Origin of the sequence: Haloferax mediterranei ATCC 33500 (genome assembly GCF_000306765.2) — an archaeon.
Classification (GTDB): domain Archaea; phylum Halobacteriota; class Halobacteria; order Halobacteriales; family Haloferacaceae; genus Haloferax; species Haloferax mediterranei.
In genome coordinates, this window is record NC_017941.2 from 1,576,361 (window position 1) to 1,601,810 (window position 25,450).

Genomic DNA, 25,450 nt, shown 5'->3' on the forward strand with positions numbered 1-25,450 from the left:
AATAACGGTGGCTACTGGGAGGACAACCCTGGACGACTACTGATACATCCCAATCGGACGTGCTTGCGTACTCTCTTCGTCCGACTGCTGCATCCGCTGTGCCAACTGCTCTTTCGCCTGCCGAATCTCGCTCATTCTGTCGACGAGGTCATCAACGGGAACCTCGAATCCAACCAGCGGTTCGAGTCCGTTCTTGATGATGATACGAGCGGCTTCCGGGTCCGGGAACTGCGGGTCGGACTCGACGACGAGTCCGAGCGCGGGACGGCCGACTGCGACGGAGTTGCTCAAGAGTGCACCCGTCGGCCCCGATACGAGACCGGTCTCTGTCGGGCGACCGATACCGGCGTCTTCCAGTCGGTCGAGGACATCCCCCGTTCCGATGCCGTAGAGTTTCGGTGTATTCTCGGACCTCTCCCGCGCGATACCGGAGAGGAAGATCGGTAATATATCGAGTTCGTCGAACCACGGTCCGAGACACGTCGCGAGTTCGGTCGCCGCCTCGGGTCGAATCGGGGTGTCGCTCTGGAGAACGAGCAGGTCGTGTTCGGCATCGGCGTAGAGCCGAACCGGTGGATGAAGCTCCGAGTCTCCCTTCTGGTACACCGCCACCTCCGGGATACCGTCACAGAATGCATCGCCGTAATGAGTCATATCGAACTCCTCGACGAGATGGTCAGCCGCAATCTTCCCGACGAGACCGACGCCCGGGAGTCCTTCTACCAGTGTCGGGGAGTCGAGTTGGTCCGTAAGTTCATCGGCAAGGACGCGAATTCGTGCCATAGATAAACATTCACAGTCAGGTGAGGTAAATGCGACGGGGGAATGCGCACGACGGGTCGGACATGCCGGGGCTTCGGAAAGGATGCACCGGATACTCCGAAAGGACGCGCCGGCCACTCCGAAACCGACAAACGCGCCCGTGTGGAATCGGTAGTACATGAATCCGCTCCAGCGGTACGCGCCACTCGTGGACGACGAGGAGGCATTTTTAGCGGCCTGTGAGCGGCCGCTTCCGTCTGTCGTCCGCGTCAACACCATCAAGACGACGGTGGAGCGCGCCCGCGAAGCACTCGACGACGAGGGCGTCGCCTACGAACCGACCGACTGGCACCCCGGTATTCTGAAACTCGAAGAGAGCAGTCCGGGAACCAACTGGCCGTACTTCCACGGTTGGCTCCACGGCCAAGAGGAAGTGTCCGCGCTCCCGGCTATCGCGCTCGACCCGCAACCGGGCGAACGCATCTGGGACACCTGTGCAGCCCCGGGGTCGAAAACGACTCAAATCGCCGCCATGATGGACGACGAAGGCGTGCTCGTCGGCAACGATAACAACCTCGGTCGACTCTCGGCGCTTCGGCACAACGCCGAACGACTCGGCGTGACGAACCTCGTCGTGTCGAATCAGGACGCGCGTAACTTCTCGATGAAGCCATTTGGCGAGCGGACCCCCGAAGAGCCCGGGTCGTTCGAGCAGTTCGACCGCGTGCTCGTCGACGCGCCGTGTTCCTGCGAAGGAACCTGCCGAAAGAACCCCGACGTGCTCGACGAGTGGACGATGAACCACGTCGCCAGCGTCGCCGGTATCCAGAAAGGGATTCTCCGACGCGCCGTGCAGGTGACGAAACCCGGCGGGAGCGTCGTCTACTCCACGTGTACCCTCGCGCCGGAGGAGAACGAGGCGGTCCTCGACTTCGTCCTCGAACGCGAAGACTGCGAGATGGTCGAGTGGGACGTGCCCGATAACTTCGAAACGTCGTCCGGCATCACCGAGTGGGAAGACGAAGAGTACGACCCGTCGGTCACGAAAGCCCGCCGTGTCTACCCGCATCAGAACGACACGGGCGGCTTCTTCACTGCGAAACTGGAGGTCAACGCATGAAAGACGAGACCGCAGACGACGAAAACTGGGGCCAGCAGTTCGACCGCCTCCCGGAGACCGCCGAGGACCGCGTCGTCGAAGGTCGTCCCTCCCGAAACGAGGTCGTCGAGTGGTGGGAAGAGCGGTTCGGCATCGACCCGGCGACGTTCGACAGCTACACCTTCTGGGAGAAGGGCGCAGGGAAGATTTGGGCATTCAACGGCGAAGTCGTCGACCCCATTCAGGTGGAGGGTCTCGGGATGCGCATCCTCCGAACCCGTCAGCGACACTGGAAGCCCTCGACCAACGCGGTCCAGCGCTTCTGCCGCGACGCGACGAAGAACGTCATCGAACTGAGTCCGGGCGAGGCGAAGGCGTTCGTCGCCGGTCACGACCAACAACTCGACTGGTGGGAGGGTGACTGGGGCTACCTCACCGCCGCCCACGAAATTTCGGGTGATCTCGAACCCCTCGGCGTCGGCCTCTATCTCCACGGCGAACTCCGCTCGACCGTCCCGAAGGGTCGGCAAGAAGAACTCGTCAAACTCGACTAAGGCGACGCGCGACGCCGTCTGCGGCCGCGGCCGTTTCGCCCTACTTCTCTCGTACTGTTCCGCCAGTCAGACCCTCCCACTCGACGCGGTAGTCGAGTCGCGAAAGAACCGCGCTCGCGTCGTCGAGTCCGAAGTCCGCAAGGGTCGATTCGACCGCCGACAGCGACATCCCCGGTTCGACCTCCTCGGCGACCGAATCGAGAATCGTGGGGCGAACAAGCGTTCGCCCGACGAGTTCGTGCTCGGGGAAGCTCACATCCGAAAGTGCATCCACCGAAACGCCGCGAGCACCCGCGAGGTTGGCAAGCGAAACAACATCCTCGTCGGGAACGAGTTCCGCCGGAAGCGACGAGGCGGCGTCGGCGACGAGGTCGGCTTCGTACTCTCGGAGGACGTCAATCACGTCCTTCACGCGCACGGATTTGGTGTACGGGACGACGCGATGGTCACGGGCGGCGATTTCCTCACCCACGCCGAGGGATTCGTCCACCGCGACGACGAGTTCCACGTCCTCCACGTCGGCGAGTTGTCCCAGTTTCTTTTCGACGTACTCGGGGGTCCAGAAGCCCATGATTTCGAAGAAGACCCGGAACTCAGCATGGATATAATCGAACGCGAAGTCCGGAATCATCACGCTCGTCCCCGTCTCCAACGGTTCGGGTTCCCTGACGAGCGACCAATCGAGGTCGAGACCGCGGAACCGGGCGGCGAAGTCGGCCTCCACGTCGCTGTCGAAGCCGGGTTCGGCCATCGGGTCGACGCCCGGGACGGATACGTCGTCGCTCGTGAGCACCATTTCGCGTTCTGTCCCTCGGTCGTCGATAGTCGCCACGAGCCGCCACTCACCCGCGGTCGCAACCGACCGGAGCAGTCGGGCGAAAGCGGTTCCGTATCGACGGGTTCGCTGGAAGAGCGCATCCGGGCCGGTGACGACGACCTCCCGTCCTGCGTCGGTCTTCCGAACTTCGTACATCAGTCGCAGTCGCTTGACCGCCGAGACGACCGCCTTCGGGTCCGAACTGCGGACGCGAACCTCGGTCGCATCGAAAAGCGCCGTTTGGGCGAGCGAGAGATTGTACTGGGTGAGCAACTCGTCGGGCGTCCACCGCGGGTCGAAGTCGGCGAGGACCTGCTCCACTTCGCGGTCGGCGGTCAACGATTCGTCTACCGCGTCGGGAGTCGACCCGAGCGATGCGGCCGCGTGGTCGAGCGCCGCGTCTCGTTCGTCGGGCGTCGCCACGCCGCCGACTTCCATCGCCGCCTCGAACGCGGCGCGGCGGGCGCGAACTGGCGGGAGCGGTGCCTGCGTCTCGAAGACGGCTTCGCGGTCGAGCAGCGAGGCGAAGCCTCGGGCGAGTTTGAAATCGTCGGCCTCGGATTCGAGCGCTTCGAGCGCCTCATCGAGTGACCTTCGGGGCTCGCCGACGTGGCGCTGGAAGACGCCGATAGTCTTCGCGGCGAGGGGGCGGTCGCTCCGCGCTGCGAACTGTGGATGGTAGCCGCCGCCCGCTCTCGATACGCGAAGCAGGTCCTTCGTCAGCACGCTCGTCACGAGGCGGGCGCGGGACAAAAGCGACTCGGGCGACGGGGGAGCGTGGTTGTGAGAGAACCACGTGAGATGCGGGAAGGCCGAGTCGCGGACGACAAGGTTCATTGCGCCTCCGCCGGACGCCAGCGTATGGAGCGACGACGCCTCCTCGGACTGGTCGCAGTCGGTCTCTCGTCGGGTTGTCTCAGTGGACTCCCCGGTACGACGGGGCCACGAAACCCGCCCGAAGCACCGGCTGACAAGCCTCGCGAGACCCCCGAAGTCCCACCGGTCCGTATCTCCACGGTTGACTTCGAATCGACCGACGATGGCCGAGTTCGCGTCTTCGGCGAGGTCGTCAACGACGCCGGGTCAGAACGCGTCGCCACGGTCGAAGTCCGTATCGAGGTCGACGACGAGGAATCAGTCAAAACGAAGAAAGTGACCGTCGCGTCCGGTGGAAAGACCGCCTTCGAAACCGAGTTCGACGTTTCGTACGACGCCTTCAAAAACGGAGGCGAACTGAACGCTTCGCTCGTCTGAATCGGCTCACCGACGACGGTCTGCGACCCGTTCTTCCGCCGTTTCGACGCTCACGAGTTCGTAGAGCGTCGCGGTTATCCCGTCCGCTTTCGGGCGGAGAATGCGCCCGAGTCGCTGCGTGAACTCGCGTTCCGACCCCGACCCCGAAAGCAAGATGCCGACGTTCGCATCGGGCACGTCGACGCCCTCGTCGAGGACGTTGGCGGCGACGACAGTGTCGTAGGTGCCATCACGGAAACGGGCGAGAATCTCCCTCCGCTCTTTCGTCCCGGTTTCGTTCGTAATCGGCGGGACGAGAAACCGCCGCGAGATTCGATAGACGAGGTCCGTCGAGGCGGTGAAAATGATAACGCGGTCCTCGCGGTGGCGTGCGAGCAGTCGCGCCAGTTTGTCCACTTTCGCTTCGGAGTTCATCATCACGTCGCGGGCGCGCTGCTTGGCGAGAAGCGCCTCCCGCGCCCGCGGGTCGGTCCCCGAGCGCATCACGAGTTTCTGGTAGTCACTACCCGACTGCATCGACAACCCCGAACTCCGCAGGTAGTTCACGAACGTCGATTGCGCCTCGTCGTACGCCTCGCGCTCGTCGGCCGTGAGTTCGACTTCGACTCTGCGGACTTCGTAGTCGGCGAGATGTTCGCCCGCCAAATCGTCCACGTCGAGTCGGTAGACCCGCGGGCCGACGAGTTCTGCAACGCGCTCGTGTTCGCCGTCGGGGCGCTCGAACGTTGCCGTGAGTCCGAGACGAGCAGGGGCGGTGAGGAACCGCGGGATGTCCTGATACCCCTCGCCGCCGAGATGGTGAACCTCGTCGAAGACGACGAGACCGAAGTTGCCGCCCACGTCGTCGGCGCGGAGATACGCCGAGTCGTAGGTCGAGACCGTAATCGCCTCCTGCGTCTGTTCGCCGCCGCCGAAGCGACCGACAGGCACGTCGAACTCGGTTTCGAGTTCACGTATCCACTGGTCCTGAAGGTCGATGGTCGGGACGACAACCAGCGTCGGGACCGAGTGGGCAGCCATCGCGGCGACAGCGATGACCGTTTTCCCCGCGCCAGTCGGGAGTTCCACGACGCCGCGACTGTCGGCATCGAGCCACGAATCGAGGGCGGCCCGCTGGTACTCGCGGAGGTCGTAGGTGGTCGAAAGTGTGAGGTTCGCGGCGGCGGCAGGCGCAATTCGGTCCTCGAAATCGACGCCAGCGGCGGCGAGGGCATCCCGGAGTCTGGCGTAGGACATCGCGGGCGCTCGGTAGCCGCCGCTTCTCGGGTCGGCTTCGACGCGCGGCCGGTCGCAAAGCGCGGTGTCGGCCTCGGCGTTCTCGGTCTCGACGTGGACGGTTCCGTCCTCGAATCGGAGGGTCGTCACTACCGGCGGGTTGGCGAGGCGCGGTGATAAATCGACGGTCCCGAATGCGGCGATAAACCGACACTCCCGAGTGCAGCGATAAACCGACACTCCTGTGGACGATGGCCGAAGGTTCAAATCCGATGACGGGGCAACGAACCACCATGAGCGACGAACTCGAAACTGCCGTGGCGAAGTTCCTGAACGACTACAAGCGGGCGATGACGGAGTACGAGAAAGGCTACGCCGACGCCGACGCAACCCTGTCGGTCGTCGATTCGCACGTCGACGAGTTACGCGAGGCACAAGAGTAAGTCCGGGTAGTCGCAGACAGTGTGTCGGATAGTGGTTCGCCCAATTTCGACAGTGTGTGACAGACATGTCCATAAATCGAGTAGTTTGCATCGCCCATGCGTGGGAAGAACTATCCCGGATGCCGACACCGGATAGAATATGACGCACTTCTCCAACCGGGTGGAGCAAATTTCCATCAGCGGCATTCGCGAGGTATTCGAAGCGGCGAGCGAAGACGCCATCAACCTCGGGCTGGGACAACCGGATTTCGCGGCTCCCGACCACGCCAGACAGGCGGCTATCGACGCCATCGAGTCGGGTGAGGCGGACGGATACACCGAGAATAAGGGCATCCTGAGCCTCCGCGAAGCGATTGCCGACAAGCACCGTCGCGACCAGGGCGTCGACCTCGACCCCGACGACATCATCGCCACGGCCGGTGGCAGCGAGGCGCTCCACATCGCCATCGAAGCCCACGTGAACGAGGGCGACGAGGTCATCATCCCCGACCCGGGGTTCGTCTCCTACGATGCGCTGGCGAAGCTCGCGGGCGGCGAACCGGTTCCCGTTCCGCTTCGTGACGACCTGACGCTCGACCCCGCCGACGTGGAAGAGGCCATCACCGAGGATACCGCGGCGTTCATCGTGAACAGTCCCGGCAACCCCACGGGAGCGGTCTCACCGCCGGAGGACATCGAGGCGTTCGCCCGCATCGCCGACGAACACGACGTGCTGTGTATCTCCGACGAAGTGTACGAGTACACCGTCTTCGAGGGCGAACACCGCTCGCCAATCGAGTTCGCGGAAACCGACAACGTCGTCGTCGTCAACTCCGCGTCGAAGCTCTTTTCGATGACCGGCTGGCGTCTCGGCTGGGTCTACGGTTCGTCGCGCCGGGTCGAACGCATGGTTCGGGTCCACCAGTACGTGCAGGCGTGTGCCTCCGCACCCGCACAGTTTGCCGCCGAAGCGGCGCTCACCGGCCCGCAGGACCGCATCGACGAGATGACAGAAACCTTCCGCGAGCGTCGTGACCTCGTCGTCGACGGACTCGAAGACATCGGTCTGCACGTCCCGACGCCGAAGGGCGCGTTCTACGCCATGCCCGAGGTTCCGGAAGGGTTCGTTCAGGAGTGTATCGACCGCGGCGTCATCGTCGTCCCCGGCGAGGCGTTCGGCGAGAACGGATACGGCTACGCGCGCCTCTCCTATGCGACCGATACCGAGTCGCTTCGAGAGGCTATCGAGGTCATGCGCGAGGCGTACGACACGGTGGCCTGAAACCGAGAGACGGCTGAGGCCTGTCGATTGGAGGAATGGACCACGATAGGGTGGCACATTCAATACGTCTGATTCTTCGTGTTCGAAGTGGAAACTCTTAACTTAGAAACCCCGAGACAGGACATTTGTCATGTCCGCAGAGACATACGGGATTATCAGTCTGCTCCCGGCGCTTTTCGCCATCATAATGACGTTGGCGAGCAGACAGGTGCTCCTGTCACTTTTTACTGGTATCTGGATAGGTGCGACCATTCTGGTGGGATGGAACCCTATTGGTGGGGCGGCATACTCCCTTCAGTTGGTCATCAACAGTGTGACCTCGTCGTTTAACAGCAAACTCCTCTTGTTTACGTTCCTCTCGGGTGCGATGCTCGGGATGATCTTCCTCTCGGGTGGGATGAACGCGCTCGCAAATCGCATCATCGCTCGAATCAAGACGCGGAAACAGGCGGAATTGGGCACGGGCATCCTCGGGATGCTCATCTTCGTCGACTCCTACGCGAGTACGATGATTACTGGGTCGGTGATGCGGCCAATCACCGACAAGTTCGACATTAGCCGCGAGAAACTCGCGTATCTGCTCGACTCGACCACCTCGCCCGTGGTCAGCGTCGCCGTCGTCTCGACGTGGGTCGGCTTCGAAGTCGGCCTCATCAGAGACCATCTCAGTTCGATTTCCAGCGTCGATAAGAGTGCGTTCGTGGTGTTCCTTCAGAGCATCCCGTTCCGCTTTTACAGCCTGCTCGCGGTCACTCTCGTGTTCATTCTCATCGTGATGGACTGGGACTTCGGCCCGATGAAGCAGGCAGAAGAGCGCGCAAGAAACGAAGGGAAAGTCCTCGGCGACGACGCCGACCCCCTCATCGAGACGCGCGAAGAAGACATTGTCACGCCCGACCACGTCGATGCGCGCTGGTGGTACTTCGCCGCGCCCATCGTTTCCCTCGTCGCCGTCACCGGCTTCGGCCTGCTTTACTCCGGTGGGTGGCCGTCGAAGGCTCCCGTCGAAGCGCTGAAAGGTGCGGCTACCGCAGACGCAATTCTCTGGGGCGTGTTCTCGGCGTGCGCGCTACTCCTTGCGATTCTCGTGGGCCACGCCCGCGTCGAACTCGAAGACGTGAGCGACTCCATCTTCGAGGGCTTCAAGATGGTCATATTCCCCGTCGCCGTGCTCTCGCTGGCGTGGACTATCGGCTCTGTCAGCGAAGCGCTCGGCGTCGGTGACTACGTCGTCAGCATCTCGCAGGGCATTATCACGGCCCCAATGCTGCCCGCAGTCGTATTCATCACTGCGGCCATCATCTCGTTCGCTATCGGCACGTCGTGGGGGACGATGAGCATCATGTTCCCCGTTGTGATGCCGCTCGCGGTCCAACTCAGCGCGCCGCTTGCGGGTGCGACCGGCGCGATTCTCACCGGGTCGCTGTTTGGTGACCACTGTTCGCCTATCAGCGACACGACGGTTATGTCGTCGATGTTCGCCGGTGCGGACCACGTCGACCACGTCAACACACAGATTCCGTACGCGCTTCTCTGCGGGACAGTTGCGACGGGCCTGTTCCTCGCAAGTGGGTACGGCGTCAATCCGCTTGTGCTGCTTGGCGTCGGTGTCGTCACACTCTTCGTCGCCGCGTACTTCCTCTCTGAGCACGCTGACGTGAGCGTTCCGACGACGTTCGGGTCCTCGTCGGACTAACGCGAAGGCTTCCGACGAACGCGATTTTTTACGCGGTGTCCGACGAATCAGGAGACGAAAAAAGCTGAATCGTCGCTTCGTCGACGCCGCCGCGCGAAAGCAGCGTGACCACGTCGTCCGGTTCGATTGTGGTTGCGCCGCGTGGCGTGAGCACGTCGTCGTCGCGTTCGATAGAGACGACGAGCACGTCGTCATCGAGCAATTCGTCGTCGCCAATCTCCCCGAGTGTGCGACCGACGATTGGCGCGTTGTCGGCGACGACGAGTTCGACTATTTCTGAGCCGCCTGCGAGACTGACCACGTCAGCTAACGCTCCGAATCCGGGGCGCTCGTTCGGTCCGAAGGGGCTGTAAGGTTCGAACGACTCGCGCCGGACGAGGTTTTCGTCTTCGATGTCGAAACCGAGATTCGAGAGTTCGCGGCCGATGCGCGTCACGTCGTTCATGTCCTTGCCGACCGCAAGGACATGCAGGTTTCCGCGTCCAGAAAGCAGTTCGCGGACGTTGACGACGCCGGAAATCTCACGAACGAGCGTGGAGAGGCGCTCGCGCTCGGGGACCGGCGCAGTACAGACAAAGAGGTTTGTGAACCGGTGACCAGTCCGCTCGAAGTCGACATTAGCGTGATATCCGGAGATGATACCGTAATCTTCGAGTTGACGGATGCGGTTGCGAATCGTCCCCGGAGAGACGCTCACTTCGTCGGCAATCATCGGGGCCGAAGTCCCGCGTGCATCGTCCATCAACGCGTGGATGATCACCCTGTCAATCTCGTCGAGACGATAGTCCATACACTCCCGTCTCCTTCGAGGTCAAACAGGCTTCCCGTTTGCCGGTCGGGGGGCAGTGACGGTCCGGTAGCCGACGCTACCGAGCCACGAATCCTGCGACCAGTACCGTCGCGTAGGCTAACAGCAGCAGACCTCCGAAGAGACCGGCGGCGGCGAGGCTCATGTTCGGATAGACCACGGAGAACAGGGAGGTCGAGACGGCGTCGATGAGCATCCCTGGAACGACGAGGAGCACCGCAGCCTCGCGCTTCGCTCCACCGGAAAGACCGCGCCATCGGAAGATACCGACTGCCAGCGTCCACATCACGGGAACCGTCAAAGCGAACACAGCCGTCACGAGGAGCGGACGAGACGGGTCCAATACGAGTTGCCCGACGATTCGGAAGACGAAGCCGGCCATGAGTGCAACCGCAAGTCCAATGCCGAGAAGGATGCGCGCCTCGGACAGCGAGAGCCGAGTCGACGTGACGACCTGGGAACCAGTTTCCATACTCACTGTACGTGAACCAGTAGTATCAGCGTTCGCTGCGAACGGACCAAAGAGAGGTCCGCCTCAAACCTAAGAATCCGCATCCAGGGACACGCGCAATCCGTCTCCTTCGGTCTCGAATTCCGTATCGAACGACTCGGACCGCGTTCGCATCGTCTCGCGTGCCCACGAGGCGACAGCGGGGGGTGCACGGTGGACGGCGAAATCGTCGATTTCGGTCGGGAGCAAGCGAAGTTCGAGGAGCCGACCGTCCGAAGCGACATCGAACACGAAGAGGAAGCTCCGGTCGTTTCGAAGGTCCCCGTCGACAACGTAGTCGTCGACGAAGTCACCGGTGTCGTAGAGAATCGCCGACCCGTCGTACACCTCGACGCCCTGAAACACGTGCGCGCTGTGGCCGTGGAGGATATCGACGCCCTGGTCGACCAACCAGTGTGCGAACTCTTGGAACGACGACGGCGGATACTCGCGCATGTTCGGCCCCCAGTGCAGCGAAGCGATGAGAAGGTCCGGAACATCTTCAGCGGCGGTTTCGAGTGCGCTCTCGACACGTTCCAGACACGCTTCGTCGTCGGGGTCGATATCGACGTAGGCCGTGCCGGGAGCGTCGTCGGTGGCAGCGTACTCCGGCGTATTATCGGTGAACGAGACGAACGCCACGTCCAATCCGGCGACCTGAACGCGGGTTGGCGTCCACGCATCGTCCTCGGTCCGACCAGCCCCAGAAAACGAGATATCTGCCCCGTCGAGCGCGGAAAGCGTGTCTTCGAGCGCGACTGCCCCGTAGTCGAGGACGTGGTTGTTCGCGAGCGTCAGCCACGACACATCCACGTCCTGCAGGGCTGGAATCACCCACGCCGGGTCGGCGCGGAAGTGAAACGGGCGGTACGTGAGTTCCCATTTACTCCCGCGGGTCGAAAGACAGCATTCGAGGTTGATGAAGAGACCGTCGAGACCGGCGAGTTGCTCACGCATCGACCCCCACACCGCTTCCGGCGGTCGATGCTGTTGTTTCTCGTTTACGAGTCGGCCCAGCATCACGTCGCCGGTGAATCCGAGCCTGACGGACTCAGCTACGCGGCTCATACTGGACGAGAGGTGCGCGACGACTGTGAAGGCTTGTCAGGAATTCTGAAACGATGGCTGGCAGGCGAGACGTTCGTCGAGTGAACCCGCAGGTTGGCTGCTTCTGCGAGCGCCGACGCAGTCGGACATACAGTTCAAAAATCTTTTAATATTTTAGGTTGGCCTAAAATCATGGCAAATGACAATACGGTTCGTGACGCGCTGACCCGCCGTGATTACGTAAAATACGGTGGTGCAGCCATCAGTGGCGGCTTACTCGCTGGTTGTACGAGTGATGGTTCGCAATCAGCGACGGAGCAAGACACCGCAACGAGTACATCGACTGCAACAGCTACCGAGCAAGGTACGAGCGAAACAACGTCAACAGAGACGTCGTATTCTGTCACGATAGAACCGACGGGCGAAGTGACGTTCGACGCAGTTCCGGAGACGTGGGTCGCCGAGAACGCGAGTTGGGCCGATATGGGCGTCGCTCTCGGGATGGACAAGCCCAGTGCCGTCGTGCTTACCGGTGAGTACCGTACCTGGCACTACGAGGACATCCCCGGACTCTCGACGAGCAAAGACGAAATGGTCTCACTCTGGCAGGACGGCATCTCGAAGGAACTCTTCCTCGAACTCGATGCAGGCGTCCATTTCATCGACCCGAACTATATGACTAATCTCATTCCGAACTGGAAACGCTCCGATGTTGATGAGATGAGCGGTCAAGTCGCCCCGTTCTGTGGGAACACGAGCTTCTCGACCTACTCCTGGCACGAGGACTACCCATATTATAGCCTGTACGAGGCGACCGAGAAAGTCGCGCAAGTATTCCAGCGGATGGACCGATATCGGGCCCTCAAAGCGCTTCACGACAACTTCATCAGTGAAGTGCAAAAACGGCTCCCTCCGGAGAGCGAACGACCCGCGATTGCACTTTTCTCCCCTGCCTCGAAGGAGCCTGAGAAGTTCTATCCGTATCGGCTGGGCGAGACGACCGCCTACAAGCACTGGCACGACCTCGGTGTAAGCGACGCACTCGCCGGAACGGACATCCAGAGCTTTACGTCCGACCGTGGGTCCATCGATTACGAACCACTGCTGGAAATCGACCCGGGGATACTGATGTTCTACACCGACAGGCACTGGACGCGCTCGGAGTTCCGAGATACATACCTCTCTTTCCTGCAAGACCACAGTACGGCGAGTCAACTGACGGCAGTCCAAAACGGGGACGTCTATCCTGCAGGCGGGATGTATCAGGGTCCGATCAGCAACCTCTCAAAAACCGAACGTGCCGCCAAGCAGTTGTTCCCTGACGAGTTTTCGCAGGATGAGCAACTCTACGACCGACAACGCCTCGCGGATATTAGAGACGGGGCGGTGTAACCGCAACGAAGGCATACCCGAGATGGAGTTGCTGCGTGTCTTTGTTCCAGACCATCTTGAAATGAATCAGCCGCACTGTTAGATTGTGAAGTCATCGTGAATTCGACTCGAGGAAGAACTGGCATTGGGGGAACATGTTATACTTACTCGGAGCGTATGACTGATATGACAACTGTCGAACCTGATTCAAAGGAAGTCGCTCGCCGCTACGTCGAGGTGGTATGGAACGACGGCAACACAGAAGAGATGGACGAAATACTCACCGACCACCAGGTATACCACGACCCTACGGGAGACGGAGAGGAACCACTCTCAGAATTCAAGGAATTCATCGAGGGGTACCATCAGGCGTTTCCGGATCTTCAGTTCGCAGTGGATGACTACATCGCTGAGGACGATCTGGTCTCTTTTTGGGGCCGTGCGACCGGAACCCACGAGGGACCATTCATGGGTATCGAGCCAACGGGCAACCGCATCGATATCATGGGAATCAACGTCGTCCGTGTCGAAAATGGGAAGATTGCCGAGCGCTGGGCGAACTTCGACATCTTCGGCATGCTCCAGCAACTCGGACAAGAACCCCTCACCGGATAGCACCAGGGCACGAACAGCAGGCGTTCCAGACGCCGATATTGGGTGTTGCCGACGACATCTGCGGTCTCCACGCCCAACGTTACTCCTCTGCACAGTTGTCACTCTGGGCTCGTCCCGACGGACTTGAGCCGGACGTGCTCGACCGAGCGCTCTGGGCGGAGCGGGCGCTCGTCAAGATGTGAGCAATGCGCGAAACGCTCCACTCCCTCCCCGCTGCTGAGTACCCGCTGTGACGAGCCATGCTCGGCGAGTATCAGCAGTACCGGAAGGTGAGTTGATTAAGAGAAAACTGGCCATCCTCCAAAACGTTCATTCCCGAATCGGAGTATTCTGTATAGCGATATTGAATTTATCTGTTCCGAAGCAAACGAGAATCTGTCCCGATATAGGCAACTTAAACCCGCAGAAAAGACAATTGTCTGACTATTAATTCGCCGTCGAGACGATTTTGATGACGTCGCCCTCGCTCAGTTCGTGGTCTTCGGCGATGCGGCGTTTCGAGCGGGCGTCGACGGCGTGGAGATAGCCCTCACCGATGTCGGAGTGGACCGCGTAGGCGAGGTCGTGAGGGGTCGACGCACGCGGGAGCAGAAAGGCGTCGGGAAGAACGTTCCCGGTTCCGTCGGTCCATTTCGACTCGTTTTGGACCGGGTAGACCGTGATTCGGTCGAGTACGTCGTAGACGGCGGTGTCGATGGCTTCCTGAGTGCCGGTGCCGCCGTGTTCGGCCATCAGGTCGCGGATTCGTTCGAGACCCTTTTGTTGTGCACCGCTCACGTCGCCACGGAGTTCGAAATCGTCGTCGCCGGGGTGGTAGTCGATGATACCCGCCTCTCTCGCCCGGCGAAGGGCGAGTTCGCCGTCCGCCGTCGCGGCGATGACCGGCTTACCCGTTTCGGCGAGTCGTTCGAGGTTCTCCTCGGGTGCGATGTCCATCTTGTTGGCGACGAGGACGATGGGCTTCGTCCGCTGGCGAATCGCGCGGGCGAGTGTGACGCGGTCCTCGTCGGTCCACTCACGGGGGTTCGGCGGGTATTCGAGGTCCCGCAGGACGGCGGCGATATCGTACTCACTCGCACCGACGCCGGTCAGGAGGTCCGCAAGCGCGTCGTCCATGTCGAAATCCGGCGAGCGAGACTTCCGGACGACCGTCTCCCAGTTGCGGTGGACGATACCGGCCAACCACTGTTCGAGTTCCTCTTCGATGAAGTCGACCTCCTCTACGGGGTCGAACGTCCCGACTTCGACGGGTTCGCCCTCGGCGTTGGTTCCGCCGGAGGCGTCGACGACGTTGACGATGGCGTCGGCATTCGTGAGTTCGTCGAGGAACTGATTGCCAAGCCCGCGGCCTTCATGCGCACCGGGGACCAGTCCAGCCACGTCGACGAGTTCGACCGGAACGTATCGAATGCCGTCCTCGCAGTTGCCGCAGCGCTCGTCACGGTCCAGACACGGGCATCGAGTCCGCGCGTGTGTGACGCCGCGGTTCGCGTCGATGGTCGTAAAGGGATAGTTCGCTACGTCGACCTCCGCAAGCGTCGAGGCAGTGTAGAACGTCGACTTGCCGGCGTTCGGCTTACCGGCTAACGCGAGTGAGAGCATATGCGTGGACGAACGTCGTCAACGGGGAAAAACACTCGCCGTGGCGACTGAGAAAACTGGGAGACGAAGGGGAGACACCGCGCGGGGGCGCGGTCAGGTCGACAGTCGTCTGAACGCAGCGCGGCCGACAGCGTACATGCCGCCGCCGAGAACTGCCAGCAGGCCGCCGAAGACGACGATATACGGTAGGGCGTAGGCGAAGGCGACGACGAGCGCCCGAAGGGCGACGAAGACGCCGTTAACCGATGCGAGGAACGCCTGCAGCACCGGCACGTCGTACCACTGTGCCGGGCCGGGCGGGCGCTCGGAGAGCGAGACACGGACGGTCGAGAGGGCGACGCGGTCCTCCAGCGACTGTTTTTGTGCCTCCAGTCGCTCGATTTCGGTCTGTACGTCCGTGAGGCGTTTCTCGACGGCGAGTACGTCCTGAGTGGTGTTCGCGGAGTCGTAGAGTTCGCGGAGGCGGTCTCGCTGCGCACGGAGGTTGCTCAGTCGCGCTTCGAGGTCGACCAGTTGCTCGGTCACGTCCTCCGAATTCGTCTCGACGTGTTCGACCTCGCCGAGTTGCTTCGCGTCGGTCATGAACGCCGAAAAGTTATCGGAAGGGACTCGCACGACGAGTTGCCCGGAGCGGTAGGTCCCGCCACTTCGACGGTTCACGCGCTCGCTCGAATCACTGACGTACCCGCCGTACGACTCGGCGGTCGACTCAATCTCGTCTCGGCTGGTGTTGAACTCGTCGACAGTCAGTTCGAGTCGGCCGTTCCTGATGACCGCCCGCTTTTGGACTTGGGGGAGGTCATCGTCACCCTCAAGACTCGCGTCTTGGCTTTCGGGCGCACCCGAAGCGTCGGTGGAGAGACTCACCTCAGAACCTCCCGCATCGGCGTTACCCGCGCCCCCGGTACACCCGGCGAGGAGAACGAGGAACGCCACGACGAGAAGTTTTAATCGCTTATTCATACCCGGAACTCAACTTGGAAACGAATAATCGTTTGGTAGACACAAACAGGGATTGATGTTACCTGCGGTTCCGAAGTTCGTAAAGTTCGGCGAGTCGATTGACGGCGCGGTAGTGGCCGCCTACTCCGCTTCTCGGGGAAGGTTATCCCGGTGAATACGCATCTCGCCGCGGGCACGCATGGTACCGTCGACGTGGGCACCGGCTTCGAGAACGAGGTCGTTACAGGAGACATCGCCGAGAACTCGGGCACCTTCGTGAATTCGAACTTCACCGTTTCGGGTGGTTACGTCGCCGTGAATTCGGGTGCCGCGTCCGACGGAGATATCGTCGCGGGCGCGAAGGCTCCCGAAGACGTTGTTGTCGGCATCGAGGTCGATGGATTTCGCGCGGATATTCCCGTGGATTCGGCAGTTCGAGCCGACGTACGCCGGTGTCGAGACACGCCACGCGTCGTCGGAGACGGTCGCGTTCCGCGGAATCACGAGCGGGTCGTGCGGCGACTCACCAGCCAGCGTCTCTGCGAGTTCGTCCGCCGCTTCGTCCTCACCGAGATGCAGGAGTTGCGAGAGGACGATAAAGTAGAAGACGAGCGTCGGAATCGGGTTACGGATGACGATCCAGCCGTTTGCTTCGAATCCTTCTTCGATGTCCACGTCGTCGCCGATGTCGAGGTCTCCGGAGACCATGAGCCGACCGGCGATATGAACACGCTCGCCGAGATAGGCGTCTTCACCCACGAGGACATTCCCAGCAACATCGTCTAACAGGTCGAGTCGACAGTCGCCTTCCGCCTCGATGTCGCCGCCGAATGTGACGCGCTCGCCAGCGAGAACGTTTCGGCCGCGGACGCCGAACTCAACGGTGCTTTGGCCGCCGACAACGACATCCCCGTCGGTCACGAGGTCGTGCTCTTCGACCGTCGTCCCGTCGGGTATCTCGAGCGCTTCGAGCGGGTCCGTACCCAGTGACACGCTCCGAACCAACACCCGGGTCGTAATAAACCGTCCGCAAGACGAATGTCAGACGCACACGAGGTTCGGGATACCGTGACGACAGGATGTTTTTAAATATCCACGAAGAACAAAGAGAGGTATGACGATTCTCTCTTTCGACGAAGATGGCGTAGACGTGGTCTACGAAGGGACGGAATTCCGTCTCGAAAAGGAACTCATCGAGGAAGCCATCGGGAAGTCGTACCCCGACGTGACCGACCACGAGGTGCTAAAAATCGTCGAGAAGAATCCCTCGCTCGGCGGCGAACCGCGCCGCGTCCGCGACATCCTCAACTCGTCGTAGTCCTCTCGGTTGGCGTCACTCTCGGCGTCGGAATGGTTTGGCACCGACTCGACATCAATTAGACTCGTTCTGAACTCGGAGACCGTTAGATTCGCCTGCGCGATACTCAGGCCGAAGCGGCGGAGGCATCCACACCAGCACTGTCATCGCTTGACTGCTCGCCGCCCAGCACGTACCCAAGTACGAAGAGCGGAATACCGGGTGCGAGCGTCCCGATGGGACCGAGCGAGGTACCGCCGAGTACGTCTGCAAAGGCCGCGGTGACCATCACCGCGAGGAATACGCTGAGTGCGAGCGCCCACTTACGCTTTCGAGCCGCGACGCCGACGACGACGAGACCGGTTGCCGCGGGCACGACCGGGAGGTCAACGCCGCCGGAGAACGCCACCATCGAATCGAGAAGCGTCACGGCCACGTCGATGGCGAGTGCAACGCCGGGTATCGACAGCGAGGCGGCGATAGAGAGCGGTCTGAACGCACCGGTTCGGAGTGCTGCGACGCCGATACCGAGGACGCCCATCGAGAGGAACAGCGCCGTGAGAGTCAAGAGCGGCCCGAAGAGCGTCATGTTCTCGTCTGCCGCCTGAAACACTCGATACGTTTCGCCGTCGACCCGGACGTATCCGGAGAGTGATTCGAGCGACTCGGTAACGTCGTCTCGGTCGTCTCGGTAAATCGTCGCGTGACCGTCTTCGACGCCAGACCGGACCATTTCAGCCGCGGCTGGCGGGAGGTCATCGACATCAGTAATCGTCGATTCGTCGCCCGGCTCAGCGGGTTCAAGCGCGAGCGAGACGGCATGTTGACCGAGGTGCGAGTCGTACGCCAAACCGTAGGAACCGGCGGCACCGAGCGCCCCGAGGACGAGGACAAAGACGAGGAGGGAACGAGTTCGAGCGGACACGGTAGCCCACAGGTGACGGGATGAGTATAAGTCTCTTGTCACACGGTTGCAGTCGGAGAAGAAGAGTAGACTTACCGCCCGTATATCTCCGTGTCAGGGTTGAAATCGGCCCACGCGAACCAGAACATCGGGGAACGGTCGTTCGCCCGCGTCAACGTCGCGCCCTCGTGCGAGCCATCGAGTGCACGGCCCGTGAGGAGGTCCCACCGGGACCCGGCCGCAACGAGGGCGGAACCGTCGCGTTCGAACTCCGCGACGGAACCGTCGATGCGGCGGACGTAGGCGACGAGCGTCCCGTCAGTTGACGACGCGACGACGACCGGCAGTTCGCCGACAGTGTCGTTGACGACGCCGGCATTCTTCACTGCGTCGAGTGGGTACGCCCGCGCGACTCCGCCAGCAGTGATACCGATAACCGATGTTTTGGGGTGCATACGCTCGTCAACCTCGTCGTTGAATCCGATTCCGACTCTCCCCGACTGCCGATAGCTCGAGTAGGGATTCACGTCGTAGCTTCGGCTCTGTCGGCCGCGAATCGTGTCGGAGACGGGCGGTGGAACCAACACCTCGGTGTCGGGGTGCGACGCCTTCCATTCGCCCCACGTAGAGATGGTCGACGGGATGAGAGACAGCGTGTCGCCGGTACGCTCGCCGCGAATCGCAGTTGCGAGCACTTGACTCCACAGCGACTCGGTTCGAACGTCGTACATCACGAGGTCGGACATCCAGAGGTAGCCCGAGACACCGAAGTTAGTGGGTTCGCCAGCCACGAGTCTATCGGCGACGACGGCACTGCCACAGAGTGGGCAGTAGGTTACGACCACAGGGCGGTCATCGAACGCGTCGTTGGCGATTTCGTGCCAGTTCAGGATTGCGAGCGGGTACGCCCGTGCGATGCCGTCGAGTTCGACGCCGACGACCTCGAAAGAATCTTCGAGTGTGACGTTTACCTCGTCGAATCCGGACCAGTCGTCCGAGAAGACGGGAGCGGTAATGGCGGGAATCGCGTCCTTCGGTGCGCCACGGCGGAGTTCGTCTTTTGGGACGGGAAGGTCGAACGAACTGGTTCGAGTTGCGTTCGACCCACCGGCAGTACCGGGAGTGTCGGTGCTATCGGCACCATCGGCTGACTGGTTGTTCCCGAGACAGCCCGCCAGTGCGGATGTGGCACCGAGCGCAGCGAGGAATCGGCGGCGGTTCATACTCGTTATTCGCTCGAACCACCCATGAACGACGTGCGGTTTGGTGGCGAGGTGCACGACCGACAAGACGGCATAAAGCGTACAGAAAGCAGATTTCGGGCGGTATCGACGGCCTCAGAACCGGGCGCGTTCTTCGAGGCAGACCTTCACGATGGACTTCGCGATAGCAGCACCTCCGGCGAAGGGGTCGAGTTTGGTCTCACCGGCGCGTTCGCGGTACGGAATAGGTACCTCAGCAATCTTGTAGCCGCGCATCGCGGGTCGGATGAGCAGTTCGGCCGACAGCCCCGTGTTTTCCGTCCAGTTGATATCGTGAAGGAGTTCGCGGCGGTACGCCCGCATTCCGGTCGTCGTGTCGTGGACCGTCGCACCCATGAGGAAGCTTGCGAGGCGGGCGAATGCGATGTTTCCGAAGCGGTTGAGTGTGGGCATCGTCTCGGCACCCTTGGTGATTCGGTCGCCGGAGACCACGTCGTAGCCGTCGTTGATGAGGTCGAGGAACTTCGGAAGGTACTCCATCGGGTACGTATCGTCGCAGTCAGTAGTAACGACGACGGGGCGGTCGGGAGCGAGAACGGCGGCTTCGACCGCGACGCCGTAGCCCTGCGGTTCCTGTTCGATGACCCGAGCGCCCATCTTTCGGGCGATTTCGGGAGTCCGGTCGTCGGAACCGTCGACGCAGACGACTTCCGCCCGGCCGTCGGTGATGCGGTCGATGTCGGCCAAGACGGAGCCGATTGCTTGTTCTTCATTGTACGTCCCCATTACGACCGCGAGGTCGTCGAAGGTGTACTCACTCATTGCGCGGGGTTATCGACCGCTACTCTTGAGCGTTTAGGTTTGCCAAAACCGTGGATATTTGCCAGATTAGTAGCAATTCGCCGAGTCACCCGGCCAGTGGCAATTTACCGAGACGTGAGACGAGCGTGATTAGCTCAGTCCGCGCGGGTCTGGCTGGTCTTCGAGTTTCTTCGCGTGGTCGATGAGGTAGTCCATGAGGCGAGTCGCCGACGCTTCGACGTCTTCGAGGCCGTCCGTAGACTGACCGCTGACGCGAACGGACAGTTCGTAGAGGTCGAGTTCCACGTGCGGCACCGTCTCGTCACCGTAGCCGTTTTGCCCGTTCATCCCACCGTCGGCGGTTTGCTGACTCTCGCCGTTGACACGCCCGTCTTCGACGGTCGATTCGTCCGACTCATCGTCGGTTGGCTCGTCCGTCTCTCCGTCAAGCGTCGAGTTGGCCTCGGCCTCGTCGTCGGTCATGTGCGGCGCGTCGCTTCCGGGGATGAAAAAGGCGGGTGATTCCGTGACGAGACGAACGAAGAAGACGACGAGATGATTTCAGACGAGGTCGGTATCGAGACCGTCGCAGACGCGGTCGTGAAGTTTGCCCGTGACGGTCTCCATGAGGCGTTCGAGATTGACCGTGTCTTCGCGGTTGTACGAGACGAGGGTGTCGAGAGCCGATTCGTCGCCGCGTTCGTACTCGCGCCAGAGCCTGACCGCATCTCGGCCGGAGATATCGGGGCGGTCGCGGTCGATGCCGATGTCCTTCTCGATCTGTTTCAAGCCGCCGGTCAAATCGAGCGTCCGACACGGATACATGAGGTCGACGTGCGGAACATCGATAGAGAGGTCGAACGACGTTTCGAGGAAGGGTACGTCGAATCGTGCGCCGTTGAACGTCGCGATGAGCTTTGCGTCGGTAAACTGCTCACGGAGCGCATCGGCAGTCAAATCTTCGCCCCGAACGAGTGTCGTGGTTTCGCCGTCCTGATGGAACGAGACGGTCGTGACCGAATTGCGTTCTGCCGACAGACCGGTCGTCTCGATGTCGAAGAAACACGTCTCGTCGCGGAAATTCTCGTAGAGTCGCCAGCGCTCGCCAGACGGGAACGAGTCGTCGAAAAAGCGCGAGTTGCCGTCGTCGAGGTGCTCGTACGCGTCGGCGATGTAGGTCTCGATTCGGTCAGCCGTCTTCGCGCCGACGAGCGAGGAGTCGAACTCGTCCCAGTGTGTGACCCCGGATTGCCAGAGATTTCGCTCCGTCCGCTCACCCACGCCACGGACGGGGATGAAGCTGTTCTCGATTCGCATGTTCGAGTGGGAGATACCCGCAACCCTAAATGCGTCGTCGTCCGGTGAGCACAGCTGAGTTCGCAGTCCACCTGCCGCGAGCGTTTTACCCACACAATACCAATCCAGAGACATGTGTGGCCGATACAGTTTGTTTACGCCGCCCGAAGAACTCCGAGAACGCTTCGGGGCTGTTCCGACGCGGGAGTTGGAAGCGCGGTACAACTGCGCGCCCGGCCAAGAACTGCCGGTCGTGACTAACGAGGCATCCGACGAGTTTCGCTTCCTGAAGTGGGGCCTCGTTCCCTCGTGGGCCGAGAGCGCGAGTATCGGAAACGACCGCATCAACGCCCGCGCCGAGACGGTCCGCGAGAAACGGAGTTTCGCCGACGCCTACGAGTCGCGCCGGTGTCTCGTTCCCTCCGACGGTTTCTACGAGTGGGTCGACCGCGGCGAGACCAAACAGCCCTACCGCGTCGCGTTCGAGGACGACCGACCGTTTGCGATGGCCGGCCTGTGGGAGCGCTGGACGCCGACTACGAAACAGACTGGACTCGGCGACTTCGGGAGCGGGGGCCCATCCCGTGAGCAAGAGCCACTGGAGACGTTCACCATCATCACGACCGAACCGAACGACCTCATCTCGGAGTTACATCACCGGATGGCCGTCATCCTCGCACCCGACGAAGAAGAGACGTGGCTCCACGGCGGCCCCGACGAGGCGGCGTCGCTCCTCGGTCCGTATCCCGACGACGAGTTGACCGCCTATCCGGTCTCGACGCGGGTGAACAACCCCGCGAACGATACGCCCGAGTTGCTAGAACGGAGCGCAGGATAACGTGAGAAGCGGCGTCAAAGACGCGTTCGTGCCGTCGAGATCGCGTGACGCAACCCGTGTGGTGTGTGGGTAGTACGAGCACATACGTATTAGGGAAGAAACAGGAACACGTTGATTGTCATGGCAGTGAAATCTACTGTCATGGTGAATGTCAACAACAAACATGAATTCGGGAAGCCCATAACGGACGGGGGAACTCCGACGATGGTGGTTGTCGGTGATTCGGTCGCCTGGGGGCAAGGCCTCGTCCACGACAAGAAATTCGCGACCCGATTTTTTGATCGACTCACCGGCGGTGCCGCGTTACCCCGTGCGGCGATAAAGGCACACTCCGGTGCAGTCATTCGGTCCCGAAATGGGACCGGGAATCGTGACGTGGCTCTCAAGTTGGCGAACGCCAATGAACTCCAGTCAACGACCAGACAGGGCCACCACGAGTTTCCATACGGTCCATTAACGGTCCACGAACAAGTCGAGAGACTCCCGAATGATTACACCGACCAAGAGCGACCGGAGCGCCTCGACGTCAGCAAGGCGTACGGTCCCGATGAAACCGTAGATATCGTCCTCATCACAGCAGGAATCAACGACATCGGCGGAGGCAACATCAGCAATCCCTTCGGAGACCCGGAGTCGATAGAGAAGGCCGTCAGAGATAGCTGTTACAGCCGGATGAAGCGGCTTCTGCGCCGAACCCAACAGCGGTTCCCTGACGCGACGATCATCGTCACGGGATACCATCTGTTCTTGAGTACCGGTCCCGACGGGTCCGATATCGTTTCGAACGACGACCTCGCTGTCGGCCTTCAGGTACTGTTCGGGCTACTCAGCCGTCCGGCAGGGGCAGTCCTGGGGGCATTGTACGGCGCTGTCGAACTGAGCGAAGAGTTAGCTGCGGCACACGTAGAGTACTTCTACCAGCAATCAGCACACAATCTCCGCAAGGCAGTCACGGAGCAGGATAAGGCCAATACCGGCGCTTCAGTACTCTTTGCATCACCGAATTATAACCGGAGAAACGCGGCTGCCGCGGACGACCCGTGGGTCTGGCCACCACTGTCGCGAGGCGACCCAGCAGTTGCCTCGGAGCGGAGTGCAGTTTGTCAGGCGATGTCCGAGCCTCCAATCGAAGAAGACTCGGTTAAATGTCCAATCGCTCCGAGTCTGCACCCGAACGAGGCCGGAGCCGACGCGATAGCACGGGCGGTTCACGCGCGGTACGAGGAAGCGACCGGTCGCCGGTCCGTACGGAACGTCATCGGGAACCTGTCGGAAAACGGCGGGATATCGGGACCAACCAGCGTCCGGGAAGAACTGGAGCGGTTCGCGGGGGTTGACGGATTGATTGACCCTGCCGAAGGGCTTCGGACCTGTTTCAATCAACTCGTAGTCGACAGTATCCGTGTGGTCATCAAAACGAGTGATGACAGGGGTGCTGGGAATCAAAGTACGACCGTCTCACTCGACCTCGGGGCACTGACACGGAACCTCGACGATACCTTCGGCCAGCAGGGATTCAATCACGCGAATTTCAGCCAAGGAGCGAAGGATGACTTCACCATCGACCCATTACTCGACACCGGCTGGACCGAGCGTGACCCACTCCATCTCTGGGAGATTTCGAAGGTAGAACTCGAACAAGACCAATCAGAGTATACGGAGTTTATCGACAGCCAGTGGTGGAAAGTCGAGTCGTTTGCGCTGTATCTAAATGGGATTCGAGTGGTACAGGCGGGCCCGTTCGACCTCGATGGAGACGACTCACAGTCGTTCAACTACCCGAAGTCGTAGTGATTGATACGCGGCCGTGAATCTCCCAAAAACTATTATGATTATAAATTAATATGTTAACATGACACAGTTGAGTCTCAGACGCGACCTGTCGGGAGGCGACCCGGCGCACGGGGTTCGGCAGGTAGCGGAACACAGTGGATTAATCGAACCGTACTCGCTTCGAGCACTTCTCGGTGGGACAGTCGCCACAGGTGCTATCTGGCGAGGGTTCCACCATCGCTGGGAGTACAACCACCGACTCAATCGGTTCGGAAGTTACGTTCGCACGCGAGAAAACGGATGGGTCGTTGGTCACACAGCAGCGTCCGGGTCTGGACCGGATACCGCACACTTCGAGGACTTTTTCACTGCAGTCAGAGCACCGGGAGTTCGTTTCCAACAGGAGTCGGTCACCATCCCCATCGAGGGGTCGGAAGTGACGCGGATTCCGTTCTCAAAAGAGCAAACAATTCGGCTCGACACGCCGCTTGCTGACGATGAGTGCTGGACAGTCGTTCTCAACGGCTTCGATATCTCGTCCAAAGCGGACGCTGAGAAACTCATCCGTTTCGATGTCGAAGTTACGGACCGGACAGCCGAGAACAACGGAACCGAGATCCAGTTTACCATCGAGGGGTCCTTCGAAAGCGCTTGCCGCACCCCGGAATGTGAGACGCTCGAAGACCGCGTCAAGTACGAAATCGACGTCTACTCCCTCTTGATTCGGGGCGATGATGACACGCTAACAATCGCTGGGAGGGACCACGTCATGAACGGGTACGAATGGGGCGTTGGCGGCAGCGACGAGGAGATTCACAGCGAGAATCTGGGACCAGCAACTGCAACTGTCGACACCGTGGACCCGGACGCAGCCAAAAGCGTACTCGCGTTTGAGTCGATTTTAATTGATATCGACCAGATGGACCGAAGCGGCGTCGGTCACCCTGCACTCGCAACAGCAGAGGCAGTCCATCTCTTGGAGTGGAACACGGCAATCGAGAACCAGACACGTGGCAACGGAGCGGTCAGCGCCCGCGTACAACTCTTCTTTAAAAATTGGAGACAAGGAATGAAAGCTGCGCACATTCCACAGTCAGAATTCGCACTCAAGGACGCCGGACGAGCCAAATTTGATGTCGTAGTGAGGCATCTCCAATTCGACACTACTGCTGTTCACGAGCGAAAGGGACGAGCGGGAACCATCGATTGGGTTGGCCAGAATACCGACCCGAACAGCGCCGACGCACGAAAAGAATCGGAGATGACACTCGACTAACACTCGTCGCTGAGCAAGCGTCCCGCCAGCGGGGCCGAGACACCGTATAACGACCACTTTTGGATTCTTTCAGCATCGCCGGTTTGT

General features: G+C 60.9%; 27 protein-coding genes. 13 read left to right on the forward strand and 14 right to left on the reverse strand.

Going from position 1 to position 25,450, the window contains the following annotated elements; translation table 11 throughout:
* Nucleotides 1-36: 36 nt before the first annotated feature.
* A complete protein-coding gene (locus HFX_RS08090; protein WP_004056751.1) occupies nucleotides 37-783 on the reverse strand; it encodes a proteasome assembly chaperone family protein in 747 nt (248 codons plus the stop codon).
* A gap of 157 nt (nucleotides 784-940) precedes the next feature.
* Between HFX_RS08090 and HFX_RS08095 the strand changes: the two genes are divergently transcribed.
* Together HFX_RS08095 and HFX_RS08100 are read left to right on the forward strand one after the other, a co-directional pair.
* Nucleotides 941-1,882, forward strand: coding sequence for an RsmB/NOP family class I SAM-dependent RNA methyltransferase (locus HFX_RS08095; RefSeq protein ID WP_004056749.1), 942 nt, complete (start codon nucleotides 941-943; stop codon nucleotides 1,880-1,882).
* Complete coding sequence (locus tag HFX_RS08100; protein WP_004056748.1) at nucleotides 1,879-2,415, forward strand: DUF7122 family protein; 537 nt, start codon at nucleotides 1,879-1,881, stop codon at nucleotides 2,413-2,415. The genes HFX_RS08095 and HFX_RS08100 overlap by 4 nt, the downstream gene beginning before the upstream one ends.
* Before the next feature lie 40 nt (nucleotides 2,416-2,455).
* Here the strand turns inward: HFX_RS08100 and HFX_RS08105 are convergent, their stop codons facing one another.
* Nucleotides 2,456-3,958, reverse strand: a complete 1,503-nt coding sequence (locus HFX_RS08105; RefSeq protein ID WP_004056745.1) for a DUF790 family protein — start codon at nucleotides 3,956-3,958, stop codon at nucleotides 2,456-2,458.
* A gap of 135 nt (nucleotides 3,959-4,093) precedes the next feature.
* Here HFX_RS08105 and HFX_RS08110 point away from each other — a divergent pair, with 135 nt between their 5' ends.
* On the forward strand, nucleotides 4,094-4,486 hold the full coding sequence (locus HFX_RS08110) for a hypothetical protein (protein WP_004056744.1): 393 nt from the start codon (nucleotides 4,094-4,096) through the stop codon (nucleotides 4,484-4,486).
* 6 nt (nucleotides 4,487-4,492) lie between these two features.
* Here HFX_RS08110 and HFX_RS08115 read toward each other — a convergent pair whose 3' ends face one another.
* Entirely contained in the window at nucleotides 4,493-5,851 is a 1,359-nt protein-coding gene (locus HFX_RS08115; protein ID WP_004056743.1) for a DEAD/DEAH box helicase family protein, read from the reverse strand.
* A 143-nt stretch (nucleotides 5,852-5,994) separates the two neighbouring features.
* Between HFX_RS08115 and HFX_RS20020 the strand changes: the two genes are divergently transcribed.
* From HFX_RS20020 to HFX_RS08130, 3 genes are all read left to right on the forward strand, one after another.
* On the forward strand, nucleotides 5,995-6,144 hold the full coding sequence (locus HFX_RS20020) for a hypothetical protein (RefSeq protein WP_014732335.1): 150 nt from the start codon (nucleotides 5,995-5,997) through the stop codon (nucleotides 6,142-6,144).
* 139 nt (nucleotides 6,145-6,283) lie between these two features.
* Complete coding sequence (locus HFX_RS08125; RefSeq protein WP_004056741.1) at nucleotides 6,284-7,405, forward strand: pyridoxal phosphate-dependent aminotransferase; 1,122 nt, start codon at nucleotides 6,284-6,286, stop codon at nucleotides 7,403-7,405.
* Between the two features lie 130 nt (nucleotides 7,406-7,535).
* Entirely contained in the window at nucleotides 7,536-9,101 is a 1,566-nt protein-coding gene (locus HFX_RS08130) for a Na+/H+ antiporter NhaC family protein (protein ID WP_004056740.1), read from the forward strand.
* A 28-nt stretch (nucleotides 9,102-9,129) separates the two neighbouring features.
* On the opposite strand, the gene HFX_RS08135 is transcribed toward HFX_RS08130, so the two are convergent.
* From HFX_RS08135 to HFX_RS08145, 3 genes are all read right to left on the reverse strand, one after another.
* The gene (locus HFX_RS08135; RefSeq protein WP_004056739.1) at nucleotides 9,130-9,891 is read right to left on the reverse strand and encodes an Lrp/AsnC family transcriptional regulator; all 762 of its coding nucleotides are present in this window, start codon (nucleotides 9,889-9,891) and stop codon (nucleotides 9,130-9,132) included.
* A gap of 76 nt (nucleotides 9,892-9,967) precedes the next feature.
* The gene (locus HFX_RS08140) at nucleotides 9,968-10,381 is read right to left on the reverse strand and encodes a DUF5367 family protein (RefSeq protein ID WP_004056738.1); all 414 of its coding nucleotides are present in this window, start codon (nucleotides 10,379-10,381) and stop codon (nucleotides 9,968-9,970) included.
* A 69-nt stretch (nucleotides 10,382-10,450) separates the two neighbouring features.
* Nucleotides 10,451-11,467 carry a CapA family protein gene (locus HFX_RS08145; RefSeq protein WP_004056737.1) on the reverse strand — a complete coding sequence of 339 codons (1,017 nt, stop codon included), beginning with the start codon at nucleotides 11,465-11,467 and terminating at the stop codon, nucleotides 10,451-10,453.
* Nucleotides 11,468-11,638: 171 nt separating this feature from the next.
* Here HFX_RS08145 and HFX_RS08150 point away from each other — a divergent pair, with 171 nt between their 5' ends.
* The 3 genes from HFX_RS08150 to HFX_RS19655 all read left to right on the forward strand — a co-directional run bounded on the left by HFX_RS08150 (nucleotide 11,639) and on the right by HFX_RS19655 (nucleotide 13,614).
* Nucleotides 11,639-12,838: an ABC transporter substrate-binding protein gene (locus HFX_RS08150; protein ID WP_004056736.1), complete on the forward strand. Its 1,200-nt coding sequence runs from the start codon at nucleotides 11,639-11,641 to the stop codon at nucleotides 12,836-12,838.
* A gap of 165 nt (nucleotides 12,839-13,003) precedes the next feature.
* Complete coding sequence (locus tag HFX_RS08155; protein WP_014732338.1) at nucleotides 13,004-13,432, forward strand: ester cyclase; 429 nt, start codon at nucleotides 13,004-13,006, stop codon at nucleotides 13,430-13,432.
* A 38-nt stretch (nucleotides 13,433-13,470) separates the two neighbouring features.
* Nucleotides 13,471-13,614 carry a hypothetical protein gene (locus HFX_RS19655; RefSeq protein WP_155844681.1) on the forward strand — a complete coding sequence of 48 codons (144 nt, stop codon included), beginning with the start codon at nucleotides 13,471-13,473 and terminating at the stop codon, nucleotides 13,612-13,614.
* A 244-nt stretch (nucleotides 13,615-13,858) separates the two neighbouring features.
* Here HFX_RS19655 and HFX_RS08160 read toward each other — a convergent pair whose 3' ends face one another.
* The 3 genes from HFX_RS08160 to HFX_RS08170 form a co-directional block, all read right to left on the reverse strand.
* On the reverse strand, nucleotides 13,859-15,034 hold the full coding sequence (locus tag HFX_RS08160) for a redox-regulated ATPase YchF (RefSeq protein WP_004056734.1): 1,176 nt from the start codon (nucleotides 15,032-15,034) through the stop codon (nucleotides 13,859-13,861).
* A 93-nt stretch (nucleotides 15,035-15,127) separates the two neighbouring features.
* Complete coding sequence (locus HFX_RS08165) at nucleotides 15,128-15,997, reverse strand: DUF4349 domain-containing protein (protein ID WP_004056733.1); 870 nt, start codon at nucleotides 15,995-15,997, stop codon at nucleotides 15,128-15,130.
* Between the two features lie 120 nt (nucleotides 15,998-16,117).
* Nucleotides 16,118-16,969, reverse strand: coding sequence for a polymer-forming cytoskeletal protein (locus HFX_RS08170; RefSeq protein ID WP_014732339.1), 852 nt, complete (start codon nucleotides 16,967-16,969; stop codon nucleotides 16,118-16,120).
* Between the two features lie 121 nt (nucleotides 16,970-17,090).
* Here HFX_RS08170 and HFX_RS08175 point away from each other — a divergent pair, with 121 nt between their 5' ends.
* The gene (locus tag HFX_RS08175) at nucleotides 17,091-17,294 is read left to right on the forward strand and encodes a DUF5800 family protein (protein ID WP_004056731.1); all 204 of its coding nucleotides are present in this window, start codon (nucleotides 17,091-17,093) and stop codon (nucleotides 17,292-17,294) included.
* 106 nt (nucleotides 17,295-17,400) lie between these two features.
* Here HFX_RS08175 and HFX_RS08180 read toward each other — a convergent pair whose 3' ends face one another.
* From HFX_RS08180 to HFX_RS08200, 5 genes are all read right to left on the reverse strand, one after another.
* Entirely contained in the window at nucleotides 17,401-18,198 is a 798-nt protein-coding gene (locus tag HFX_RS08180; protein WP_004056730.1) for a hypothetical protein, read from the reverse strand.
* Nucleotides 18,199-18,269: 71 nt separating this feature from the next.
* Nucleotides 18,270-19,400: a DUF3179 domain-containing protein gene (locus tag HFX_RS08185; RefSeq protein WP_049917404.1), complete on the reverse strand. Its 1,131-nt coding sequence runs from the start codon at nucleotides 19,398-19,400 to the stop codon at nucleotides 18,270-18,272.
* Between the two features lie 114 nt (nucleotides 19,401-19,514).
* Nucleotides 19,515-20,201, reverse strand: a complete 687-nt coding sequence (locus tag HFX_RS08190; protein ID WP_004056728.1) for a dolichyl-phosphate hexose transferase — start codon at nucleotides 20,199-20,201, stop codon at nucleotides 19,515-19,517.
* Between the two features lie 129 nt (nucleotides 20,202-20,330).
* Nucleotides 20,331-20,663: a hypothetical protein gene (locus tag HFX_RS08195; RefSeq protein WP_004056727.1), complete on the reverse strand. Its 333-nt coding sequence runs from the start codon at nucleotides 20,661-20,663 to the stop codon at nucleotides 20,331-20,333.
* A 78-nt stretch (nucleotides 20,664-20,741) separates the two neighbouring features.
* Nucleotides 20,742-21,497 carry a ribonuclease H-like domain-containing protein gene (locus HFX_RS08200; RefSeq protein ID WP_004056726.1) on the reverse strand — a complete coding sequence of 252 codons (756 nt, stop codon included), beginning with the start codon at nucleotides 21,495-21,497 and terminating at the stop codon, nucleotides 20,742-20,744.
* 112 nt (nucleotides 21,498-21,609) lie between these two features.
* On the opposite strand from HFX_RS08200, the gene HFX_RS08205 reads away from it, so the two are divergent.
* From HFX_RS08205 to HFX_RS08215, 3 genes are all read left to right on the forward strand, one after another.
* Nucleotides 21,610-22,314 (forward strand): SOS response-associated peptidase, encoded by a 705-nt coding sequence (locus HFX_RS08205; protein WP_004056725.1) that lies wholly within the window; start codon nucleotides 21,610-21,612, stop codon nucleotides 22,312-22,314.
* A gap of 204 nt (nucleotides 22,315-22,518) precedes the next feature.
* Entirely contained in the window at nucleotides 22,519-24,105 is a 1,587-nt protein-coding gene (locus tag HFX_RS08210) for an SGNH/GDSL hydrolase family protein (protein WP_137685671.1), read from the forward strand.
* 61 nt (nucleotides 24,106-24,166) lie between these two features.
* Nucleotides 24,167-25,363 carry a hypothetical protein gene (locus HFX_RS08215; protein WP_004056723.1) on the forward strand — a complete coding sequence of 399 codons (1,197 nt, stop codon included), beginning with the start codon at nucleotides 24,167-24,169 and terminating at the stop codon, nucleotides 25,361-25,363.
* Nucleotides 25,364-25,450 lie beyond the last annotated feature (87 nt).

What these genes read in the sequence shown, in the direction of transcription:
- HFX_RS08090 (WP_004056751.1), bottom strand. Translation starts at nt 783, where the DNA reads ATGGCACGAATTCGCGTCCTTGCCGATGAACTTACGGACCAACTCGAC.
- HFX_RS08095 (WP_004056749.1), top strand. Translation starts at nt 941, where the DNA reads ATGAATCCGCTCCAGCGGTACGCGCCACTCGTGGACGACGAGGAGGCA.
- HFX_RS08100 (WP_004056748.1), top strand. Translation starts at nt 1,879, where the DNA reads ATGAAAGACGAGACCGCAGACGACGAAAACTGGGGCCAGCAGTTCGAC.
- HFX_RS08110 (WP_004056744.1), top strand. Translation starts at nt 4,094, where the DNA reads ATGGAGCGACGACGCCTCCTCGGACTGGTCGCAGTCGGTCTCTCGTCG.
- HFX_RS20020 (WP_014732335.1), top strand. Translation starts at nt 5,995, where the DNA reads ATGAGCGACGAACTCGAAACTGCCGTGGCGAAGTTCCTGAACGACTAC.
- HFX_RS08125 (WP_004056741.1), top strand. Translation starts at nt 6,284, where the DNA reads ATGACGCACTTCTCCAACCGGGTGGAGCAAATTTCCATCAGCGGCATT.
- HFX_RS08130 (WP_004056740.1), top strand. Translation starts at nt 7,536, where the DNA reads ATGTCCGCAGAGACATACGGGATTATCAGTCTGCTCCCGGCGCTTTTC.
- HFX_RS08135 (WP_004056739.1), bottom strand. Translation starts at nt 9,891, where the DNA reads ATGGACTATCGTCTCGACGAGATTGACAGGGTGATCATCCACGCGTTG.
- HFX_RS08140 (WP_004056738.1), bottom strand. Translation starts at nt 10,381, where the DNA reads ATGGAAACTGGTTCCCAGGTCGTCACGTCGACTCGGCTCTCGCTGTCC.
- HFX_RS08145 (WP_004056737.1), bottom strand. Translation starts at nt 11,467, where the DNA reads ATGAGCCGCGTAGCTGAGTCCGTCAGGCTCGGATTCACCGGCGACGTG.
- HFX_RS08150 (WP_004056736.1), top strand. Translation starts at nt 11,639, where the DNA reads ATGGCAAATGACAATACGGTTCGTGACGCGCTGACCCGCCGTGATTAC.
- HFX_RS08155 (WP_014732338.1), top strand. Translation starts at nt 13,004, where the DNA reads ATGACAACTGTCGAACCTGATTCAAAGGAAGTCGCTCGCCGCTACGTC.
- HFX_RS08160 (WP_004056734.1), bottom strand. Translation starts at nt 15,034, where the DNA reads ATGCTCTCACTCGCGTTAGCCGGTAAGCCGAACGCCGGCAAGTCGACG.
- HFX_RS08165 (WP_004056733.1), bottom strand. Translation starts at nt 15,997, where the DNA reads ATGAATAAGCGATTAAAACTTCTCGTCGTGGCGTTCCTCGTTCTCCTC.
- HFX_RS08175 (WP_004056731.1), top strand. Translation starts at nt 17,091, where the DNA reads ATGACGATTCTCTCTTTCGACGAAGATGGCGTAGACGTGGTCTACGAA.
- HFX_RS08185 (WP_049917404.1), bottom strand. Translation starts at nt 19,400, where the DNA reads ATGAACCGCCGCCGATTCCTCGCTGCGCTCGGTGCCACATCCGCACTG.
- HFX_RS08190 (WP_004056728.1), bottom strand. Translation starts at nt 20,201, where the DNA reads ATGAGTGAGTACACCTTCGACGACCTCGCGGTCGTAATGGGGACGTAC.
- HFX_RS08195 (WP_004056727.1), bottom strand. Translation starts at nt 20,663, where the DNA reads ATGACCGACGACGAGGCCGAGGCCAACTCGACGCTTGACGGAGAGACG.
- HFX_RS08200 (WP_004056726.1), bottom strand. Translation starts at nt 21,497, where the DNA reads ATGCGAATCGAGAACAGCTTCATCCCCGTCCGTGGCGTGGGTGAGCGG.
- HFX_RS08205 (WP_004056725.1), top strand. Translation starts at nt 21,610, where the DNA reads ATGTGTGGCCGATACAGTTTGTTTACGCCGCCCGAAGAACTCCGAGAA.
- HFX_RS08210 (WP_137685671.1), top strand. Translation starts at nt 22,519, where the DNA reads ATGGTGGTTGTCGGTGATTCGGTCGCCTGGGGGCAAGGCCTCGTCCAC.
- HFX_RS08215 (WP_004056723.1), top strand. Translation starts at nt 24,167, where the DNA reads ATGACACAGTTGAGTCTCAGACGCGACCTGTCGGGAGGCGACCCGGCG.